General features: G+C 38.8%; 16 protein-coding genes and 2 pseudogenes. 9 read left to right on the top strand and 9 right to left on the bottom strand.

The annotated features are described in order from the left end of the window. Positions 1–26: 26 nt before the first annotated feature. The 4 genes and pseudogenes from EAE89_RS17650 to EAE89_RS17635 all read right to left on the bottom strand — a co-directional run. Positions 27–1,247: pseudogene (locus tag EAE89_RS17650) on the bottom strand (type I secretion system permease/ATPase); the annotation flags it as partial. Positions 1,248–1,571: 324 nt separating this feature from the next. Continuing rightward, positions 1,572–2,075, bottom strand: coding sequence for a tetratricopeptide repeat protein (locus EAE89_RS17645; RefSeq protein ID WP_244866569.1), 504 nt, complete (start codon positions 2,073–2,075; stop codon positions 1,572–1,574). Positions 2,076–2,152: 77 nt separating this feature from the next. Beyond that, positions 2,153–3,463, bottom strand: coding sequence for a C97 family peptidase (locus EAE89_RS17640; RefSeq protein WP_149616893.1), 1,311 nt, complete (start codon positions 3,461–3,463; stop codon positions 2,153–2,155). A 371-nt stretch (positions 3,464–3,834) separates the two neighbouring features. Continuing rightward, a pseudogene (locus EAE89_RS17635) lies at positions 3,835–4,536 on the bottom strand (lipase family protein); the annotation flags it as partial. A 1,183-nt stretch (positions 4,537–5,719) separates the two neighbouring features. Here EAE89_RS17635 and pyk point away from each other — a divergent pair. From pyk to darE, 7 genes are all read left to right on the top strand, one after another. Then, positions 5,720–7,162, top strand: coding sequence for a pyruvate kinase (gene pyk, locus EAE89_RS17630; protein WP_054476597.1), 1,443 nt, complete (start codon positions 5,720–5,722; stop codon positions 7,160–7,162). A 612-nt stretch (positions 7,163–7,774) separates the two neighbouring features. After that, positions 7,775–7,948: a peptide antibiotic darobactin B gene (gene darA-b, locus EAE89_RS17625; RefSeq protein ID WP_161804209.1), complete on the top strand. Its 174-nt coding sequence runs from the start codon at positions 7,775–7,777 to the stop codon at positions 7,946–7,948. A gap of 252 nt (positions 7,949–8,200) precedes the next feature. Continuing rightward, a complete protein-coding gene (gene darA / locus EAE89_RS17620) occupies positions 8,201–8,377 on the top strand; it encodes a darobactin family peptide antibiotic (RefSeq protein WP_161804210.1) in 177 nt (58 codons plus the stop codon). 480 nt (positions 8,378–8,857) lie between these two features. Next, complete coding sequence (darB, locus tag EAE89_RS17615) at positions 8,858–11,227, top strand: darobactin export ABC transporter permease subunit (protein WP_054476599.1); 2,370 nt, start codon at positions 8,858–8,860, stop codon at positions 11,225–11,227. A gap of 8 nt (positions 11,228–11,235) precedes the next feature. Next, on the top strand, positions 11,236–12,489 hold the full coding sequence (darC, locus tag EAE89_RS17610) for a darobactin export ABC transporter periplasmic adaptor subunit (protein WP_149616895.1): 1,254 nt from the start codon (positions 11,236–11,238) through the stop codon (positions 12,487–12,489). Position 12,490: 1 nt separating this feature from the next. Further along, positions 12,491–13,153: a darobactin export ABC transporter ATP-binding protein gene (gene darD, locus EAE89_RS17605; protein ID WP_149616896.1), complete on the top strand. Its 663-nt coding sequence runs from the start codon at positions 12,491–12,493 to the stop codon at positions 13,151–13,153. Between the two features lie 41 nt (positions 13,154–13,194). Further along, positions 13,195–14,484, top strand: a complete 1,290-nt coding sequence (darE, locus tag EAE89_RS17600) for a darobactin maturation radical SAM/SPASM protein DarE (protein WP_054476603.1) — start codon at positions 13,195–13,197, stop codon at positions 14,482–14,484. A gap of 293 nt (positions 14,485–14,777) precedes the next feature. On the opposite strand, the gene lpxM is transcribed toward darE, so the two are convergent. The 3 genes from lpxM to znuA all read right to left on the bottom strand — a co-directional run bounded on the left by lpxM (position 14,778) and on the right by znuA (position 18,176). Further along, positions 14,778–15,746 carry a lauroyl-Kdo(2)-lipid IV(A) myristoyltransferase gene (gene lpxM / locus EAE89_RS17595; RefSeq protein ID WP_054476604.1) on the bottom strand — a complete coding sequence of 323 codons (969 nt, stop codon included), beginning with the start codon at positions 15,744–15,746 and terminating at the stop codon, positions 14,778–14,780. 151 nt (positions 15,747–15,897) lie between these two features. Then, a complete protein-coding gene (gene mepM, locus EAE89_RS17590) occupies positions 15,898–17,208 on the bottom strand; it encodes a murein DD-endopeptidase MepM (protein WP_054476606.1) in 1,311 nt (436 codons plus the stop codon). Between the two features lie 20 nt (positions 17,209–17,228). Beyond that, positions 17,229–18,176, bottom strand: a complete 948-nt coding sequence (gene znuA, locus EAE89_RS17585; RefSeq protein ID WP_054476607.1) for a zinc ABC transporter substrate-binding protein ZnuA — start codon at positions 18,174–18,176, stop codon at positions 17,229–17,231. A gap of 76 nt (positions 18,177–18,252) precedes the next feature. On the opposite strand from znuA, the gene znuC reads away from it, so the two are divergent. Both znuC and znuB read left to right on the top strand, forming a co-directional pair. After that, entirely contained in the window at positions 18,253–19,017 is a 765-nt protein-coding gene (gene znuC, locus EAE89_RS17580; RefSeq protein ID WP_054476609.1) for a zinc ABC transporter ATP-binding protein ZnuC, read from the top strand. Beyond that, positions 19,010–19,795, top strand: a complete 786-nt coding sequence (gene znuB / locus EAE89_RS17575) for a zinc ABC transporter permease subunit ZnuB (protein WP_054476611.1) — start codon at positions 19,010–19,012, stop codon at positions 19,793–19,795. Before znuC ends, znuB begins: the two co-directional genes overlap by 8 nt. An 88-nt stretch (positions 19,796–19,883) precedes the next feature. Here the strand turns inward: znuB and ruvB are convergent, their stop codons facing one another. Then, positions 19,884–20,891 carry a Holliday junction branch migration DNA helicase RuvB gene (gene ruvB / locus EAE89_RS17570; RefSeq protein WP_054476613.1) on the bottom strand — a complete coding sequence of 336 codons (1,008 nt, stop codon included), beginning with the start codon at positions 20,889–20,891 and terminating at the stop codon, positions 19,884–19,886. A gap of 16 nt (positions 20,892–20,907) precedes the next feature. Then, entirely contained in the window at positions 20,908–21,525 is a 618-nt protein-coding gene (gene ruvA, locus EAE89_RS17565; RefSeq protein WP_054476615.1) for a Holliday junction branch migration protein RuvA, read from the bottom strand. Between the last annotated feature and the right edge of the window lie 3 nt (positions 21,526–21,528).

The following is a 21,528-nucleotide window of genomic DNA, read 5'->3' as shown; positions in this document are numbered from 1 at the left end:
GTCATCCCCACATTCTAAACGATATCGTAACTATCGGCCCCATCAAGCCGCACTACGCCTTCTTGAGTAGGCCAAATTCCGACCAATAAACGTGCTAATGTGGATTTTCCGGATGCGCTGGGACCAATTATTCCCAAAATTTCACCGCTGTTTAGAGCGAAATTAAGATTTTGCAAAACATAGGCATTGTTTTTCGGCGTCTGGTTTTGATCTGAACGTACTGTTCCGGGAGGCATTGCAGATACATTCTCTAACAACAATGATCCCTTAGGAGGAGGCAATGATATGCCTTTTTTACGTTCGGGTTGGGCTTGCAATAATGTATCTAACCGCTGCCATGATAAACGTGCGGCACTCCAGCTCTTCCATGCCTGTATTAGCTGCTCAATCGGAGATAACGTCTTTCCCATTAAAATAGAGCCTGCAATCATCATTCCTGGTGTGATATTTCCTTGAATTGCCAACCAGCCCCCCAAGCCCAAAATCAACGACTGTAAAGCCATACGTACTGTTTTAGTTAACGCTGTAATGGACGCGGCGCGTTCACTGGCAATACGCTGAAAATTCAGAAAACGCTCATGCAACCCAAACCATCGATGACGCAATACGGATAACATTCCAAGCGCTTCGATGACTTCGGCATTACGCAAATTAGTACTGGCTAAATTAGTTGAGCGTAAAGAAAGCTGACTTGCTTCAGCTAAAGGAGACTGAGATAACCACGGGTTCAATACCGCTAGAGAAATCAGAATAATAGCGCCAACTAATGCCAACAAACCTAAATACGGGCTGAATAAAAAAATGACACACAAATAAACGGGAAACCAAGGGGCATCAAAAAAAGCAAACAGCGCATTTCCTGTGAGAAACTGGCGGATAGTCGCCAAATCATTGAGCATCTGGCCGGCATTTGTTGAACCATTTTTTAAGTTGGATTCATACGAAGCGGTATAAACTCGTTGATTCAGATTCATATCAAATTGATTACCAATGCGTATCACTACCATGCTTCGGATATATTCCAACCCGCCCATGATGGCGAACATACCAAGAGTAATCAGCGTCAACATTAACAAAGTCATTTCATTATTGGAGGGCAATACTCGATCATAGACTTGCAGCATATAGATAGAAGGAACCAGCATCAGAAGGTTGATGAAGGCGGTAAATAAACCGATAGTCCAAAATATTTTGCTGCGCGCACGGATAACGTCCGTGATTTCCCCTTTCGGAAAGTGTAATTTCACAATAATTCCTTCACCATCACTAACGTGAGACTTGCAAAAATATCGATAAAATGAGTATTAACTAATTCAGTCCGATGTCTTTTCCATTTTTTTTAAACTCAGCATTCCCTTGCTGCTTGAAATATCTCAACATACTTTTTTACCTGTTTAAAATTAATTAGTTCTAATTAACAACAAAAATAGCAATAATAAATTTTTAATTCGGTTGTTTATTCATCATCTGCGGCCATCATTTCCTTCTTTTATCAAGAAGGAAATTTTAGCTGCCGTATTTTTAGATGATTTTAATCAAAAAAAATTACGCCATTTATTTCAAGTCGAAATTTATTTTTCTGATTTTTTTAATTTAACAATTTCATCCCAATTATTAATAAAACGTGTACATTCATCACATCCAATTTGACTTGCTTTCTTATAATATTCCTCCGCCTTATTAAAGTCTTGGGTTACTCCTATACCATTCAAATAATTAGTCCCAATAGTACGATAACCTTCAAAATTACCACTTTCTCCGGCTTGTTCAAAAAGAGACCGAGCTTCAAAGAATTTATTTTCTTTTTCAAGAATAAACCCTAAGTTAACCATAGACTCTGTCTTATATTTATCATTTCTGGAAATAGATAAATGATACCGTTCACTGGCCTCCTGATAATGACCTACAGTTTGTTGTATTACAGCGAGCATCCAATTTGCTTCTGGATCTCCGGCGTCTGCTTTACTTACCAACTCAAAATAGTCATTTTCATTTTTAGGCATCGGGATAGATAATGCTGATAAAAAATCATCCGGGTAATTAAATATAGCTGATGGAATATTATGTCTATTCATGTGAGCACTCTGCACCGTAAAAGCTAAAAGTAACAAAGAAAAAATAAAGTTCTTTTTGTTTTTTAAAAAGAAATTAATCATAAAATGGCTTCACTCAAGGTCTCATTTACCCCGATGATGTCAACGTAAGGGGTAACTGAGTCAATGGTGTTATTTTTATTCACTGCAAAATACACATCCACTATCTGAGTCACATTTCCATTATCCCAGTTCACGGTACTTTCCAACCCATGGATATTACCGTTAACATCTTTGAATCCATCTTCTTTATACGCAAGATTGATAGATGAAATCCCTGATTCACTTAATTTATGTAACTCTCCGCTGTCAGTTATCGCATCACGATTCGCATCAATCCATAACTCTAATGAATGCCATAGGCTATCATTCTGGTCAAAAATACCATCACCGTTATCATCCAGATCAGCTAATGCCGTGAATCCATTATCTGCTTTGTTTCCATTCTTTAATATTGAGTTATTCCCAAACAACTCACTTCCATTGTTTATTTTCCCATCTTTATTTTTATCCCACACTAAAAAAGCACTGCTTGACTCTATCCATCCCGAACTTTCAATAATGCCGTTATTATCGTGATCAAAAAAGAGATTACCGTTTTCTGGTATCGTAGTAATGCCGTCACCGGTCAAGTCAATAACAAGTGGTGTTTCTTTGTTTTCAAATTCATCAATGTGTTGTTCAATAATCTCTTTCACCTGATTTAGGTCTAAATCTAAAAGACGTATCACCCCATCTGGAGTTAATCCGTGTAATGGTTGAATGTAATCTAAATAATGTAATTCATTATCGTACTCTGTGATTTCTAAAATAGAGTTTACAAAATCGATACAATTATTAGTCAGGAGATTATAATCTTTTTTGAAACCTGAAAAGTTACTATTTTTCAATTCAGAAATGTATCTCTCTATATTACCAACAACAGGTTCTGAATATAATGGATATGTGACACTGACAACCTTTGATGGATCGTAGGCCATAGAGTCTCGAAATGTAAGGTTATCAACCCCTCCGACTTTCTTATTGTCACCTAAACCCCATCCGATAGATTCTCCCTGGAATTCAACCCATGCGTGCCCAAATGGAGATTTACTAACAACTCCCGCAGCATTTGTATATTCCGTTCCTGATGGCGCTACCTTTATTGTTATACCACCATGGTATGGTAATAAGTCGGCGTCAGTTTTGTTAAAATATGTGCCTGAAGACTTTCCACGCATGACGTCGTAGGCTCCAATAAATCCATATGAGTGTCCAGATGGTATTGGTGACATAGGTCCGGATGGCAAAGATGGAAAAGGTGACCAAGGCTTAGTTGTTATCGGTGACATAGGTCCAGATGGCTTAAATGGAAAAGGAAAAACTGGCATAACTGTTTCCTTGTTGAAAGTAAAAAAACCGCCGATTAAAAATAATAACAATCATATTGATATTTATTATTAATTACAAATGATAATGATTATATATACGGAAAAGCGCAGTGGATTGCTGACGGTCTAACTGAGCAACTGGTGTAAATTTTTTCCTAAATTACCTTGAAATTTGATCTAAGTTTTGGCTGAGCGGGGTTCCTTTCGGTAATATATCCGTCTTACCTGCTTTCAGGCGCTCAAAGGCTTCCCGAAACTTCAGTTCCGCTTTGCTAATTTTTCTTAGAGTAATTATTGTCGATAACATGGATTGCTCGCTCCGCTGATTCCAGTTGTGCTTGTAAAGCGTTATGTAAAGGTGAACCAATCTCTGGCACATCATAAACAATCGGGGTTGCCGACAATGTCTCTACCTTATTAGGCAGCTTCGAGACATCCACCATCTGCCGGTTAAAAAAGTGAGGCACTGAGCCTTCTACGTTGATATCCCCGCCCGCATAGGCCAATACACTCATCAAACACTGGTTATAGGCATTAACAATTGAATACTCTTTTTGATGATGCAATTGCAAAACCCAGGCCCGGAATGGACAGACTTCCAATACATATCGCTGATTTAACGGATGAACCTGATAGCCTTTTGGCTCCGGGTCCGGGAAATGATAGGGAGGTGGAATTTTTTTAGGATCATTCCAATCATCAAGCACCGGCACCCCATCACTGATTTGCCCTATCGTCACATAACGGTATTGATGACCTTCGGTTTCTGCTTTTGGTTTCACCACCGATGCCTCTTCACCGCGTTTTTCCCGCAACGGATGCTTCTCCATCTCATTCGCCAGTTCCTGAGCACCGATATACAACCTCACCAGATGGGGTGGAAAGGTTTCTTCCCGGATCATACCAAAACCATCCGTTACCCCCCGACGTTTATCTCGCGGATTTCCCCGACTTCTCAACCGGTAAGGCATATTCACAATCGGCTTGCCTTGCTCATCCACCAATTGGAATTCTATCCAGTGTTTCAGAATGTTTTTACAGTCAATATGATCGAGTGGACCTAATTTATTCATCAATATCACGCCTCTTTCTTTAATTGCGACTACACCCAGAAACACAAGCGGTTCTCATTCCCGTAAACACAGGAAAATAATGATGACAGCCAATCGAATAACCACGCTGTTATTCTCGGTTCATCTCCGTAGATACGAAGAACAGGTACTTAGGATTATTAGGATAGAAAACATCAGGACTTACCCGCTGACATAACAAAGCGATAATCCATTGTTCATATTTAGATAGAGTTGGCAGATAACCCTTATCAAGTTATTTTATTTTCCAGTCACCAATAGCATTGCTACTGATATTCACTCGACCCTGAGGTTAATTCCGTTCTCATCCCCGTGAGCACAGGGAACAGTGGTTGAAATAAATTGAACTATCACTTCATTTATGGTTCATCTCCGTAGGTACAGAGAACATATGACTGAATACTATGTAGGATAGACTGAATTAAGGTTTACCCGGTGACATGACAGAGTAAAATATTATCCATCATTTATTATGAATAATGAATTAGCTTAGGCAGCTACTCATTGTCAAGTTATTTGAGTTTTCTTTAAGCCAGCACGCTCATCCACCAACTGGAACTCTATCCTGTGTTTCAGAATGTTCGCACCGTTAATGCAATCCAACGGACCTAATTTACTCATCAATATCACTGCCCCTTCTTCTTGGTGACGACATTCATCCAAAAATACCGATCAAACATCATCGGTTATCCCCGATCAGTATGCCATAGGAAGCCTTACTACCTTCCACACTGCGCCATTTAGCATAAAAATGCTAATATATACAAATATTTAAGCCATTATATAAATAGGAACAAAATAAACAGATGAACAAATGGCACGTATACTAGATAAATAACTTCTAGAATAATGCTGTGTTTTTGTTCACTATTTATTAAATTGTTAGACTGATAGCATATACTAACGGTAATTTTAAAAATGTAATCTGTAACCAGCCTTGATAGTTGGATTGCCGAAGAGGTTTTCTTACTCGTTTTATAGGATAATTAATAGATTATTGATTATTTTTATCTATACCCAATGGATTTCAAGATGGATCGCGACGGCAAGGGAGCGAATTCCTGGGAGCAGAGATAACTCTGTGACCGGGGTGAGTACAGCCAATAAAGAAGCAACTTGAAAGATAACGGGTATAACCAATACTCACAGGTCAACGGAGTAATACATGTCCAGACGGCTCAGAAGAACGAAGATTGTTACTACCCTTGGTCCGGCTACCGACCGCGATAATAACCTTGAAAAAATTATTATTGCTGGTGCAAACGTAGTCCGCCTCAACTTTTCCCACGGCACGGCAGAAGATCACCTCCAACGTGCCAATAAAGTCCGCGAAATAGCAGCCCGCCTGGGCCGCCATGTCGCTATTCTTGGCGATCTTCAGGGACCTAAAATCCGCGTATCAACGTTTAAAGAGGGCAAAATTTTCCTGAATGTCGGAGATAAATTTCTACTTGATGCCAACCTTAACAAAGGCGAAGGCAATAAAGAGAAAGTCGGTATCGATTACAAGGGATTACCCGCTGATGTTGTACCGGGTGATATTCTGCTGCTGGATGATGGACGTGTTCAACTGAAAGTATTAGAAGTTCAGGGCATGAAAGTATTCACGGAAGTCACTGTTGGCGGCCCGCTGTCTAACAATAAAGGAATCAACAAACTCGGTGGAGGCTTATCCGCTGAAGCTCTGACCGAAAAGGATAAAGAAGACATTATCACCGCCGCCAAAATTGGCGTTGATTACCTCGCCGTCTCTTTCCCTCGCACTGGCGAAGATCTCAATTATGCCCGCCGTCTGGCGCGGGATGCCGGCTGCGAAACGCAAATCGTGGCAAAAGTTGAACGTGCAGAAGCCGTCAGTAGTGATGAAATCATTGACGAAATTATTCTGGCTTCCGATGTTGTAATGGTTGCCCGTGGTGATCTCGGCGTAGAAATCGGTGATCCAGAACTGGTCGGTGTTCAGAAAAAATTGATCCGTCGTGCCCGCCAATTGAATCGCGTCGTCATTACCGCTACCCAGATGATGGAATCCATGATTACCAATCCAATGCCTACCCGTGCAGAAGTTATGGATGTAGCGAACGCAGTGCTTGACGGTACTGACGCAGTGATGCTTTCCGCTGAGACAGCCGCAGGACAATACCCGGCTGAAACGGTTGCTGCCATGGCTCAGGTCTGTTTGGGGGCAGAAAAAATGCCGGGACTCAATGTATCCAAACATCGGTTAGACACTATTTTCGAAAGCACCGAAGAAGCCATTGCCATGTCTACCATGTATGCAGCAAACCATCTAAGAGGTGTGAAGGCAATTATCGCAATGACCGAATCAGGTCGCACCACTCGGATGATGTCCCGCATCAGTTCTGGTTTGCACATTTTCTCTATGTCGCGTCATGAAAAAACGTTGAATCAAACGGCGCTTTACCGTGGCGTTACACCCGTTTATTGCAGCAGTCATACTGACGGCATAACAGCCGCTAATGAGGCCGTTAACCGTCTGCGTGATAAAGGTTATCTGATTTCCGGCGACCTTGTTCTGGTTACTCAAGGCGACCAAATGGGGACAATTGGCAGCACTAACACCTGCCGTATTCTTGAAGTGGAATAAAACATTACTACGGAAATTAAGGGGCGCACCCGAACTGCGCGCCTTAATTTTATATTGATATCGACCAGAAATTTAATCGGTAATTTAATGATCATAATCCAATAATTTTGATCTCTGCTAATATTTTACTGTAGAAATATTTTAATTTTATATTATAAAACATGATATTAAATTCAGGCTAAATACATTTACCTTAAATAACAGTAATAATAACGGCTTAAATCAATTCTCATGACTTATAAAATTAAATCCTACAAGACGATACTTATCTGATATACCCTTCATCTTTCAAGTTGCTGCTTTGTTGGCTGCGTTCACTTACCCCAGTCACAGAGTTATCTATGCTCCTGGGGATGCGTTCTCTTGCCGCCGCGCTGCAATTTGAAATCTATTGGGTATACATACAAAAATCCAGATTTTTACTTCTTAAGCGATGTCATAAAAGACAACAAAACACATTGACAATTCTTTAACATAGTACTATTAATTAAATGCTGATATCAGCATTTTTCATATGGATATAGAACAAGAGACATCCTGATAATACATTTGTATTTAAAGGTAATAATCAATAACTTAACTAATCATCTGAAAATGTGAGCGGAGAATATCATGCAAAACATTCCTATTGAAACCTGTAAAGATCAAGAGTTACTAAATTCCCTTGTCACATCATTCAAAGGGACAGAACTATCAATTACGGAAAAGGCATTGGACGAATTAGCCAATAATACCGAGATCCCTGAAATTAATGCCTGGAACTGGACAAAAAGATTCCCTATCTAAATAAAAAGGGATGTTATTAATCTTTAATCGCAAAGTAATAACTTGACATATCTAAAAGAATTAATTTTTATCTTCTAGATTGAGTCATAAAAAACAGAAAAACACATTGACAATTATTCAACATAGTATTAGTAATTGGACGTTGATATCAGCATTTTCCATATGGAAGTAAGAATTTCCTGACCATGTTTTTATCCGAAGGAAATAGGAAGTTATCTCATTAACCATCTGTAAAACAAAATGGAGATTATCATGCAAAATATCTTAGTTGAAACTTGCAAAACTCAAGAAGCATTAAATTCCCTCGCTGCATCATTCAAAGAAACCGAACTTTCAATTACTGAGAAAGCGCTGAATGAATTAAGCAGCAAACCAAAAATTCCTGAAATCACTGCCTGGAATTGGTCGAAAAGCTTTCAGGAAATTTAATTCTTCAAATTAAGACATTTATTAAACCTTAACCATAGGGTAACCCTATGAATTCATTAGGATTACCCTAAATAATCTCATCATGTTAATATGATAATTTGAACAATATAGATAAGTGTTTTACGTTTAAAATTTTACCCTTGAATATTACTACCTTTTACCACTAATATTATTAAACATTCTAATTTCCACATAAAAATATAATACATTCCAGTAACTAAAAAGAGTAAAAACACGATAAAAAATCAATATTGACAGAAAAAAACATTTTAGTTGGATCTTCATGCATATTATGTGAAATACTCAGAAACAGAGACGAAGATATCGGTATCTAAATACTATATACCCAATAGATTTCAAGATGGATCGCGACAGCAAGAGAGCGAATCCCCAGGAGCATAGATAACTCTGTGACTGACGAGGCAACTTGAAAGATAACAGGTATAGTTTAATCTCAAGAAAAGGAACGTTAGCAACAAAATGAACGCTATTAACCTCTCAAAATCCATGAAGCGTTTCAACATATCGGTATCGATACTCTCGGTGTCAATAGCAATTTTAGCCCTTTATTTACTTTCTACCGCCTTCTATTCAGATACTCAAATCGATAACTATTACCAGGATAATAGCAACCTTTACCGGATAGAAACCACATTCAATTTGCCTAACGGAGAAAAAGTAAGATCGGCAAAATCTCCACTGCCACTCATTGAGGAACTAAGAAAAGATGCAAGAGTAAATCATGTAGACTACATTTTCAAACTTAATACGACCATTGAACTACAAGGTAAAAAGATCACTAAAGTTCCGGTATTTGCCGTGAGCCATGAATTCCTGAATACCTTATCTCCCTTTAAGAAAGCAGATAACACTCTGGGAGCAAATGAAATTTATATCACAAAAGATTTCAACAACCGATATCTCGGCTTGGAAGATCCCAAAGGAAAATCTATTACTCTGGATAATGAAACCTATATCATCAAGGATATCTTAGAAAGACGTCATGACTCTAGTCTTAATATGGATGCTATTATTTCATTCAAACCAAACCTTATAAAAGACTATAATAAAGAAATATTCAATTGGTATGATACACACGCTTATATTTTTGTGAAATTTACTGATAAAAACACAATATTTAATAAAGATACATTTCTCAAAAATATCATTGAAACAAAAGCATCCAATCTTCCCGGTGCGCCATTTACCGCCAGTGAATTTATTCATTTATCATTAAAGAAATTAAAAGACATTCATTATCAGGATAAATTGCCTGATGAAATTGCTATTGGTTTATCAAAGGAAGTCATCTATAGCTCATATATAGCCTTCGCATTTATTTTATTTGCTGCGTTAACAAATTATTATAATTTAACTTCCGCTGATTCATCAGAAAAAAGGGATATCTATCAATTAAAAAAAGCGTTGGGTGCATCAACCTTCAATATTATTTGTGATTCGCTACCAACAATGTTAGTAAGAATGGTATTTTCCACTCTTATTTTCTTATTACTTATCATAACCATATTCAATACATCCCTATATATAAAAAACCTATTTTACACTTTAGAAATAAACAATTTAATATATCTCGGGGTATTTTCTATTCTTATTGCGTTTATTCTTGTTTCATCAATACATTTTTCATTCTCATTACGCTTCTATATTTATCAGAGAAACCGAAAAATGGATATGAGATATGAGTCAACCTTGTCCTCTTGGTTTAGGAAATCATCATTAGCTATTCAATTGCTTGTTTCTGGCATCTCTATCTATTTAGTCACTGGATTAGTTAATCAGTATATCCATCTTGTTGATGTACATACTCCATATGATAATACCAAAACAATATCGATCACCATTAATAATGACAATAATAAGAAATTAAGTATTAATGAATTAAGCTATGACCTTACTAGCAAATATAGCACTTCGAAAATAACACTTAGTAACTGGCAACCATTTGATATGTCAAGAGACAATATAACTATTTATTATTCTGGTCAACAAGATATAAATAATTATATATCTTCAAATGTCATTATTGCAGACGAGAACTTTACTGATGTTTGGAAAATGAAGATATTAGCGGGTAATGACAAACGAATATACCAAAGCGATAATACGGATGTTGTTAATGCATTAGTTACAAAAGAGTTTTTGAAACAAAATGGAATTATCAAGTACGATGATATTTTTAACAACTACTATTGGTATACAATCGAAGGTAAAAAAATCCAAATCAGGTTTATTCAGATTATAGAAGATTTTAATTTAGGTGCTATAGATGAACCATTCAAGCCAATAGTTATTTTTATAAAAAAGGATCAGAGTAAATATGCTTCACTAAATTTAAATAGCATAAATAACCTTTCAGCGGTATTTAATGAATTGTTAGCACATGGCTTTGATAAAAATGACATTAATTTAACCAGTGATTTATTCAGTTCTTATTATGATAATTATTTAAAAGTGATAAAATTATCATCTGCTGTCGCTATTTTCTCAATATTATTATTGATTATAGCCTGCTTTACTACCAGCATGACTGATTTCAACCATATGAAAAAGGAATTAAGTATAATGGAGTCTATTGGGGGTTCTATTTATACAAATCTTATCCATTTTTTATCGAAAAGCGTCATTCCTATAATTGCATCAATTTTCATAGCATATATATCAGGAAGAACCATTTTGGTTTATTTACTCGGCGAATATAATGTGATTTACACTGATTCTTTTGTATATAGCGCTCTCGCCTTATCTGCGACAATGATATTCACCGTTATTATAATGATCACTACCTATCTGATGAATTATAGAAAATTATCTGCTACTAAATTTTTGTGAGATTAATCATGGATATAGAAATCAGAAAAAAAGGCACACATAATAAAGAGAAGTTATTAATTCTTATTTTCTTTATCGCTTTTATTTCATTTGTCGTATTTATTGCTTATTATGTTATTTCATCTAAAGAAGCTTCCGTAAATGGAAATGAGGTCAAAAAATTTCGTATCAGTAGCAAAATAGATAGTGATATTTTAAAAACAAGAGCGGTTGTTGTTCCTAATAAAAGTGTATCGATCTCAACAGAGATTGGCGGAATCGTTACCGATATAATGAAAAAACCATCACAAAATGTCTTAAAGGGAGAAGAAATAGTTAAATTATCTAATTTTAATTTCACATTGAATAATTCTGCCATGTTAGCAGACGTTACAGACAAGCTGAATAATTTAATAAATATAAGAATAAACTTGCAATCTGATTATAGAGATATCAATAACAGATTCTTAGAAGCATCCAAAGAGTTAAAAGAAACAGAAGATAAGTTAAGAAGATATAATAACCTGGTAAATAAAAATTATGTTTCTAAAGAAACCATTTCTGATTTAAAGATTAAAAAAGACTATTGGCATGATGTTTATTTATTTTACAAAAAATTAAAAAATGATAAAGATCGTGACATATCAAAGCAATTAAAAGAGATAGACGAATTTGTTGAAAAACAAAGAAAACTCTCTGAAATCATTGAAAATGGTTTTGAACAACTTTCAATAAAATCACCTATAGCAGGTAATATAAGTTCATTAGATTTAATTTTAGGTCAACGGTTAAAACCCGGTGATCAAATAGCCATTGTTGATGATTTATCAAGTTTTTATTTCGAATCAGAGATCAACGAATACTACTTGAAAAAAATAACATACAACTCATCTGCTAATTTAGTCTATAACAACGGAAAAACACCTTTGCTTGTGAAATTGATTTCATCTGAGGTGAATAATGGAACTTTCAAAGTTAGATTTGAATTAGAAGATAAGAAAGCTCTTGACTTCAAACGAGGTCAATCGGTTGATATTATCATTAAACTTGATGAAGATAGGAAAATATTCTCTGTACCTTCATCTATGGTGTTTTCCATTGACAACAAGAGCTATGTGTTTATTTACCATCCAGATAAAAAAATTGCCCAGCGCATTCAGGTCTCCACCGGCCAAGATAATGGCTCTGATATTGAGATCAAAAATGGTGTTACTGAAGGGCAAACAATAGTTAGCTTTGGTAAGAATAGATTAGTTAATAATGATACTGTAAGGATTGAATAAAATGATTAGCATGATGAATGTCTGTAAATCATATAAAACGAAATTCATTCAGACAAATGTTTTGAATGAAATAAATCTCAATATAGATAAAGGTGAGTTTATTTCTATAATGGGAGCCTCTGGATCAGGGAAATCAACATTACTGAATGTTATTGGTATGTTCGAAACCATCGACAGTGGTCAATTGACACTGAATAATAATAATATTTTAAAGATGAAATATTCTGAGAAAATATCATTCAGACGCGAATTTATTGGCTATATTTTTCAATCATTCAATCTATTACCCAATCTAACTGTATTTGAAAATATAGAATTACCTTTGAAATATAGAGGTTTTTCTAAAAAGCAGAGAAAGAATAAAGTACTTGATACAATAAATAATTTTGGATTAGAAAATCGGGGAAATCATAAACCGATACAATTATCTGGTGGGCAACAGCAACGTGTCGCGATCGCCAGGGCAATGATCTCAAACCCGACTATTTTATTAGCTGATGAACCAACGGGGAACCTGGATAGCATAAATGGTCAAAATATCTTGTCTTCACTGAAAAATCTGAATGAAAACGGCACGACTATTGTTATGGTAACCCATTCCGTAGAAGCGGCTTCATTTTCTGACAGAATATTAACAATGAAGGATGGCCATTTGCTTGTTTGAGCATAACTTGTTTGAGAATAAATAACATGAAGGAGTTCGTTATGGATACTATAATCCCAATAAAACATTTAGATTCAGACGGATCATCGATTCTCAAGAAATCGCCTAAAATTAATTATAGGCAACTAGCTTGTAGAATTATTGGTGAAATTCCTGCCGAAAAAATATTAGATGATGATGAACTGGCTCTATATAATGAGGAAATTGGTATACAATTTAGCCCTGAAGTGGTCAATGCCAATAAGTTAGTTGTTGTTGTTAAAGCTACAAGGCTTTGCAACTTGAGGTGTACTTATTGTCACTCCTGGGCTGAAGGAAAAGGGAATACCTTAACGTTTTTTAACTTGATGCGCTCTATGCACCGTTTCTTATCCATACCCAATATAAAGCGATTCGAATTCGTTTGGCATGGTGGTGAAGTCACTTTATTGAATGTTAATTATTTTAAGAAATTAATCTGGTTGCAGGAGCAATTTAAAAAGCCAGATCAAGTTATCACTAATTCGGTACAAACCAATGCCGTCAACATTCCCGAAGACTGGTTGGTATTCCTTAAAGGTATCGGAATGGGAGTCGGTATAAGCGTTGACGGTATTCCAGAAATACACGATAGCAGAAGATTAGATTATAGAGGAAGACCAACATCTCATAAGGTTGCTGCGGGTATGAAGAAATTGAGAAGTTATGGCATACCTTACGGTGCACTGGTTGTCGTCGATAGAGATGTTTACGAATCTAATATCGAAAAAATGCTCTCTTATTTTTACGAAATTGGTTTAACGGATATCGAATTTCTGAATATTGTTCCAGATAACCGGTGTCAACCCGGTGACGATCCTGGAGGAAGTTATATCACTTACCATAATTATATCAATTTCCTTTCTAATGTTTTCCGGGTCTGGTGGGATGGTTATAAAGGTAAAATAAATATTCGTCTGTTTGATGGATTTATTGACAGTATTAAATCATCTCAAAAGAAAATATCAGATTGTTATTGGGCTGGTAACTGCTCTCAGGAAATCATTACATTGGAACCCAACGGTACTGTATCAGCATGTGACAAATATGTTGGTGCCGAAGGGAATAATTATGGTTCAATTATCGATAATGATCTTGGGAATTTATTAGTTAAATCAGATACAAATAAAAACCATCTTATAGAGGAGAGGGAATCATACGAAAAAATGCATCAATGCAAATGGTTTCATTTATGTAATGGCGGATGCCCCCACGATCGAGTGACTAACAGGAAGCATAATCCAAACTATGATGGTTCTTGCTGTGGAACGGGCGGTCTGTTAGAGACAATCAAACAAACCATAGCCGCATAAATGTTGTCCTGATATTTCAAGTGTAAGTAAAATGCTTCATCATATACCCCCCCTAATCACTGGATATATTATGTCCAGCATTAGGGGTACAATTTAAATTTTCAAACTGTGATTATGACTTAGAGCCTATCTCAATAGGCGTAATTGTTGCAGGCAGTTTGAACACGGACAGCGCGGAAAAACCGGAGCGTACACGTAGTACGTGAGGATTTTGAGCACTGCCCAGGTTCGCTCTTTATGGCAAAGAAGGGCAAATAAAATAGCCCTATTGGGATAGGCAGTTATGATTAGAATCACAGATCTTCTCTATTATACGGCTCAATATCACCCTGTTTCCGGGTCTTAAGCAATTTAAGTATCCAGGTGTACTGTTCAGGATTTGGTCGCACTAATTGTTCTAATTCTTCATTCATCCGACGAGCAATAAAAGCATCATCTTTGCCATCAATATCATCCATTGGTGGACGAATATAAATATCAAGCTGGTGAGTACGGTAATTATAAACCGGAAACAAGGGAACAATAGCCGCACGACAAACTTTCATCAATCGCCCAATTGCCGGTAATGTTGCTTTATAAGTTGCAAAGAAATCAACAAATTCACTGTGTTCTTCACCATGATCCTGATCAGGAAGATAATATCCCCAGAAACCCTGGCGAACAGAGGCGATAAAAGGTTTAATTCCCGCATCACGGGAATGTAAACGACCACCAAATTGACTGCGAGCTTTATTCCACAAATAATCTGATACTGGGTTTTTTTGATGATGAAACATAGCCGCTGCTTTCTGTCCATTCGCTGTCAGCAATATCGCCGGAATATCCACAGCCCAGCCATGAGGAACCATGAAAATAATGTTTTTTCCCTGCTCTTTCAGTTGAAGAGTAATCTCTTCGCCATGCCAATGAGTCCGGTTTAACGCTGATTTTGTACCACGTAAATACATTTCAGCTAGCATGACAAAAGGTTGAGGCGCGGTAGAAAACATTTTATCAATCAATGCTTCGCGCTGCTGCCCAGTCAGTTCCGGCATACAGTAACACAGGTTTATTCTCGCTCTGCGCCGCGCCCCTTTTGCAAACTTACCCGCCAACCATCCTATTTTCGCCAACAAAGGATCACGCAGTTTAACTGGAACGTAAGCTAGCCCAGCCAACACCCCCACTCCCGCCCATATTCCCCAGTAACGAGGATGCAGGTAGGATTTATGGAATGTCGGTACATAACCCACTTTACTGTCTGTATCTGTCTCTTTATTCATGAGCTAACTCTTTAAAACAAAACGATAATTTGGCATTTTAGTACTGGGATTTATATCAACAGATGTCAACATCTCTTGTTTTGCAATACAAAACGACAGCGGATGATATCAATCATCCGCTTTAAAGTCTGTTATTTATGATCAGTTAAACTCAATCTAGCAAAAGCTGAGGCGTCACCTCTTTCACCGTTGCCAAGAATTCTGTGCGTTCTTTACCACTCAGACCACCAGAACGCGGCAATTTCGCGGTTAATGGATTGACTGCCTGCTGATTGTTCCAGAATTCATAGTGCAAATGAGGGCCAGTAGAACGACCGGTACTACCAGACAGTGCGATACGATCACCACGTTTTACTTTCTGCCCCGGTTTCACCAATAGTTTTCTCAGGTGCATATAGCGGGTGGTATATTGGCGGCCATGCCGGATAGCAATAAAGTTACCTGCGGCCCCATTATATTTAGAGACAATAACCTCGCCATCCCCTACCGCCAAAACAGGTGTTCCCACTGGCATGGCAAAATCCACGCCTTTATGCGGCGCAATTCGACCTGTCACCGGATTCACACGCCGGGGATTAAATTGTGACGAGACGCGGAATTGTTTGGTTGTTGGAAAACGTAAAAAACCGCGCTCAAGACCGGAAGCCTCTCGATCATAAAAACGACCATCTTCCGCCCGGATTGCATAATAATCTTTACCACCACTGTTCAGACGAACGCCAAGTAATTGACTTTGTTCACTGTGACCATCCAATATTTCACGGGAAAGTAGTACAGAGAAACGATCACCTTTGCGTAATTTACGCAAATCTATTTGCCATTGTAGTGCCTTAGTGACTTCACGAGCTTCGCCACTGGTTAAGCCCGCATTTAAAGCACTGCTGGTAAAGTTATTATCAACAACACCTATAATAGCGCTATTTTTCCATTCACCTTTTTGAAACTCTTTCGTCTCTTTAAATACATCACCTTCACGGGTATAAATGCGGGTTTCCCGACGGGAAACGTCCCAGATCAGGCTTTGCAAGTCTCCCGCGTCGTTTACTGTCCATGACAATGGCTGTCCAATATTAAGCCCCCGTAACACCCGGTGCTGATTAGCCAGTAACGCCACATCAGAAGAGTCGATACCAAATTGAGTCAGAATACTACTAAGAGTGTCCCCGTCAGAAACAATATATTCATGCGGAGTTTGAGCTGTAGCTTCCGAATTGGTTTCCTCATCAGGAATACCTTCATCCGGCAGCTGTTCACTGCTATCCGCAATAATCTCATCGGTATTTGCTGCGGAAGTATTGATAGCAATGCTATCCGTTGTGATTTCTTCTTGTTCATGATGATAAGCAATCGGCTGCCACATCGTGACAACCAATGTTGCTACAGTCAACGAACCAAGCATAATCTTATGCGGTCGCGGTAACTCCCTATACACCAGAACGATAGTTTTAACTATCTGTTGCACTAATAGAATTCCTTATTACTCTAATTCAGGCAACCTGCGTACTGTTCCGACAACTGGGTTATAAATTTCATATAGCTGTCCTTATCCAATACAATGCGGCTTCCTAACGGGTCTAAAGTGCCCATCCGCACTCCCGTATCTTTCGCGACAACATTTATCACGGTCGGCCTGAATTGTGGCTCAGCAAAAATACAGGTTGCTTTTTGCTCAACCAATTGTGTTCGTATTTGATGTAATTTTTGTGCGCCAGGTTGTATTGCAGGGTTAATCGTAAAATGCCCTAATGGAGTCAGGCCATAATGCTGTTCGAAATAACCGTAAGCGTCATGAAAAACAAAATACCCCTTACCGCGCACCGGTTTAAGAATATTAGCAATATTTTTGTCAGTTTGCGCAAGCTGAGTGTTGAATTTACGTAGGTTTACGTCCAGTGCAGCTTTTTTATGCGGATAGTGCATCAATAATTGGTCATGGATGGCCTGAGCAGCCTGTTTCACTATTTCTGGCGACAACCAGATGTGCATATTATATTCGCCATGAGAATGATGTTCATGACCGTCCTCATGTTTATGCTGATCCGGTTCGGGTAAATCTTCATCATTTTTCAGCAATAATGGTTTAACCGTCGGTAATTGTGCTAAAGCCAGCTGCTTATCTTGTGGAACTTTGGCTAACGGTTTAGACAAAAAGACTTCCATATCAGGTCCAACCCACACAACTAAATCTGCCTGATTAATTTTCTTAAGATCGGACGGTTTCAATGCATAATCATGCGGTGATGCGCCATCAGGTAATAGTACCTGTGTATCAGTGACCCCATCAGTCATTGCAGCAGCAATAAAACCTAACGGGCGGATTGATGTTACGACATCAGCATTAGCTGATTGTATTGTTCCTGACATTAAAACAGTGGCAATCGCCGCTTTGCAGAAAAATTTATGCGTCAGTTTATATGATTTGTGTAACATAATGTAAATATCTCGTGGACATAAGCAAGAATTGTTATATTATAACATCTCAATGTTCACGCAAGATATATTTAACATGTCTATACTTATCGCCTTAAAAAATGTTGCCGTTACCTTTGGCAATCGTCAGGTACTCAACAATATTTCCCTAAGCTTACAACAAGGGAATATTCTGACGTTGTTAGGGCCTAATGGTGCCGGTAAATCAACATTAGTCCGTGTTGTTCTGGGGCTTATTGGGCCGTCATCCGGCACCATTGAACGTACCGAGGGGTTAAGAATCGGCTATGTTCCACAAAAGTTACATCTTGATCCCACCCTGCCACTAACCGTCAAGCGCTTTATGATGCTGAAACCCGGTGTAAAATCTGCCGATCTATTGCCAGCACTTGAGCGGGTCAAAGCTGCACATCTATTGCAGCAACCCATGCAAAAATTATCCGGCGGAGAAAGCCAACGGGTTTTATTAGCCAGAGCGCTATTAAATAAACCCCAGTTATTGGTTCTTGATGAACCAACACAAGGAGTTGACGTTAATGGTCAATTAGCACTCTATGATTTAATCAATCAAATCAGAACTGAACTGAATTGTGCTGTACTTATGGTATCCCATGATTTGCATTTGGTGATGGCGAAAACAGACGAAGTTTTATGTCTTAATCAACATATTTGCTGTTCCGGTACTCCTGAAGTCGTTTCTATTCACCCTGAATTTATCGCTATGTTTGGTCACCATGGCGCCAAGCAATTAGCAGTATACCGACATCAGCATAATCATCATCATGATCTGAAAGGGGAAATTGTTTTGAAAAAAAATAGGGAATGTGCCACTGATGCTTGAATTATTACTTCCCGGTTGGCTGGCAGGAATATTATTAGCCATTGCAGCTGGGCCATTAGGTTCATTTGTTGTCTGGCGCAGAATGTCTTACTTTGGCGATACTCTGGCGCATACCTCATTACTCGGCGTTGCTTTCGGATTATTGCTAAATATTAGCCCTTTTTACGCGATTATCGCTGTCACGTTGATATTAGCAATCATTCTGGTCTGGCTGGAAAAACGCCCTCAACTGGCAATTGATACTTTATTGGGAATTATGGCCCACAGCGCATTATCATTAGGACTGGTAGTTGTCAGTTTAATGTCTAATGTGCGAGTTGATTTAATGGCTTATCTGTTTGGTGACTTACTGTCAGTCACTTATGCCGATATTTGGTTGATTGCGATCGGTGTCGCTATTGTCACCACGCTACTGTTTTGGCAATGGAACGCCCTGCTTTCTATGACCGTCAGCCAAGAAATGGCTTTTGTCGATGGCATTAAAATACAGCGATTGAGAGTGCTGTTAATGTTGGTAACCGCGTTGACCATTGGCCTGGCAATGAAGTTTGTCGGCGCTCTGATTATCACCTCCCTGTTGATTATCCCCGCTGCTACCGCCCGCCGTTTTGCCCGTACACCTGAGCAAATGGCGGGTATTGCCATTGCAACGGGTATCGTCGCCGTCACTGGCGGATTAGCCTTTTCTGCCCTTTACGATACCCCAGCCGGGCCTTCTGTTGTTCTGTGCGCTGCGGTGTTATTTATTATCAGCCTGGTCAGTAAAGCAAGAAAATAATCTATCTCACTGATATTCCCATTCCCCAATTTCTTATTTTTACAAGTAAAACAAGAATGGGATGCCCTTGAAAGCGTCCCCATTCCTGTTACTCCTGATCTTTAACCATGCCAAAATGACGATAAGCATGATTAGTAGCAATTCGTCCGCGAGAAGTACGCTGAATAAACCCTTGCTGGATCAAGAATGGTTCCAGCACATCCTCGATGGTTTCCCGCTCTTCACCAATAGCGGCGGCAAGGTTATCCACCCCAACAGGCCCGCCCATAAATTTATCAATGATGGCAATCAGTAACTTACGATCCAAATAATCAAAACCCGCAGAGTCTACACTCAGCATATCCAGCGCCCTGGTAGCAATATCACCATCAATAGCACCATTCCCTTTTACCTGAGCAAAATCACGTACCCGACGCAATAAACGGTTGGTTATACGAGGCGTCCCACGAGAACGCATAGCAACCTGCCGCGCCCCATCGTCAGTAATATCGACTCCCATAAAACGAGCGCTGCGTGAGACGATACTTTGTAAATCATCCACGTTATAAAATTCAAGCCGCTGCACAATACCAAACCGATCACGCAGTGGAGAAGTCAAAGAACCTGCACGGGTGGTAGCCCCAATCAAGGTAAAAGGAGGCAAATCAATTTTTATCGAACGGGCTGCCGGACCCTCACCGATCATAATATCCAATTGATAGTCTTCCATTGCCGGATAGAGAATCTCTTCCACTACCGGAGACAAACGGTGAATTTCATCAATAAACAACACATCGTGAGGTTCAAGATTCGTCAACATTGCCGCCAAATCGCCCGCCTTTTCCAAAACAGGGCCAGAAGTTGTTCGGAGGTTCACCCCCATCTCATTAGCAACAATATTCGCCAGCGTTGTTTTCCCTAATCCTGGTGGGCCAAAAATCAGCAGATGGTCAAGAGCATCCCCCCGCTGCCTGGCAGCCTGAATAAAAATCTCCATCTGTTCACAAACTTGCGGTTGCCCGACATATTCAGACAACAATTTAGGTCTGATGGCCCGGTCAATGGCTTCATCATCTTGCAAAACTTCCGCAGAAACCAGACGGTCAGCTTCAATCATGGCTTACCCCTACCAACTAAAGAACTGCGCGAAGCGCTTCGCGGATAAGTGTTTCACAATCCGCCCCCGGTTTAGCAACCTTACTGACCATTCGGCTCGCTTCCTGTGGCTTATAGCCGAGAGAGACTAATGCAGCTGCGGCTTCTGCTTCTATATCAACATCAGATGTTGTCTGTTTAGCCGTTGCAGGCAAATCAATATCACTGTTCTGATTGAACAAATCGCCATTAAGCCCTTTAAAACGATCTTTCATTTCAACCACCAGCCGTTCAGCGGTTTTCTTGCCCACACCGGGCAGTTTAACCAGAGAAGCAATTGCCTCTTTCTCAATCGCAGAAACAAATTGCTGGGCAGACATGCCTGAAAGAATCGCCAGTGCCAATTTAGGCCCCACGCCATTCACCTTAATTAATTCACGGAACAGCGCCCGCTCTTGTTTATCATTAAAACCATAAAGTAATTGCGCATCTTCACGCACCACAAAGTGAGTAAACAAGACAGTTTCCTGTCCAATATCAGGCAATTCGTAAAAACAGGTCATTGGCATATGCACTTCATAACCCACACCATTCGTTTCCAATAAAACTAACGGTGGTTGTTTCTCCAGCACAATTCCTCTGAGACGCCCTATCACTTG

Source organism: Photorhabdus heterorhabditis (assembly GCF_018448905.1).
Lineage (GTDB): Bacteria > Pseudomonadota > Gammaproteobacteria > Enterobacterales > Enterobacteriaceae > Photorhabdus > Photorhabdus heterorhabditis.
Note: the sequence above shows the minus strand (reverse complement) of the source record. Positions and strands in the feature narration are given on the sequence as shown.

Bases quoted from the DNA above. Each gene is read 5' to 3' on its own strand.
- EAE89_RS17645 (WP_244866569.1), bottom strand. From the start codon at position 2,075: ATGAATAGACATAATATTCCATCAGCTATATTTAATTACCCGGATGAT.
- EAE89_RS17640 (WP_149616893.1), bottom strand. From the start codon at position 3,463: ATGCCAGTTTTTCCTTTTCCATTTAAGCCATCTGGACCTATGTCACCG.
- pyk (WP_054476597.1), top strand. From the start codon at position 5,720: ATGTCCAGACGGCTCAGAAGAACGAAGATTGTTACTACCCTTGGTCCG.
- darA-b (WP_161804209.1), top strand. From the start codon at position 7,775: ATGCAAAACATTCCTATTGAAACCTGTAAAGATCAAGAGTTACTAAAT.
- darA (WP_161804210.1), top strand. From the start codon at position 8,201: ATGCAAAATATCTTAGTTGAAACTTGCAAAACTCAAGAAGCATTAAAT.
- darB (WP_054476599.1), top strand. From the start codon at position 8,858: ATGAACGCTATTAACCTCTCAAAATCCATGAAGCGTTTCAACATATCG.
- darC (WP_149616895.1), top strand. From the start codon at position 11,236: ATGGATATAGAAATCAGAAAAAAAGGCACACATAATAAAGAGAAGTTA.
- darD (WP_149616896.1), top strand. From the start codon at position 12,491: ATGATTAGCATGATGAATGTCTGTAAATCATATAAAACGAAATTCATT.
- darE (WP_054476603.1), top strand. From the start codon at position 13,195: ATGGATACTATAATCCCAATAAAACATTTAGATTCAGACGGATCATCG.
- lpxM (WP_054476604.1), bottom strand. From the start codon at position 15,746: ATGAATAAAGAGACAGATACAGACAGTAAAGTGGGTTATGTACCGACA.
- znuA (WP_054476607.1), bottom strand. From the start codon at position 18,176: ATGTTACACAAATCATATAAACTGACGCATAAATTTTTCTGCAAAGCG.
- znuC (WP_054476609.1), top strand. From the start codon at position 18,253: ATGTCTATACTTATCGCCTTAAAAAATGTTGCCGTTACCTTTGGCAAT.
- znuB (WP_054476611.1), top strand. From the start codon at position 19,010: ATGCTTGAATTATTACTTCCCGGTTGGCTGGCAGGAATATTATTAGCC.
- ruvB (WP_054476613.1), bottom strand. From the start codon at position 20,891: ATGATTGAAGCTGACCGTCTGGTTTCTGCGGAAGTTTTGCAAGATGAT.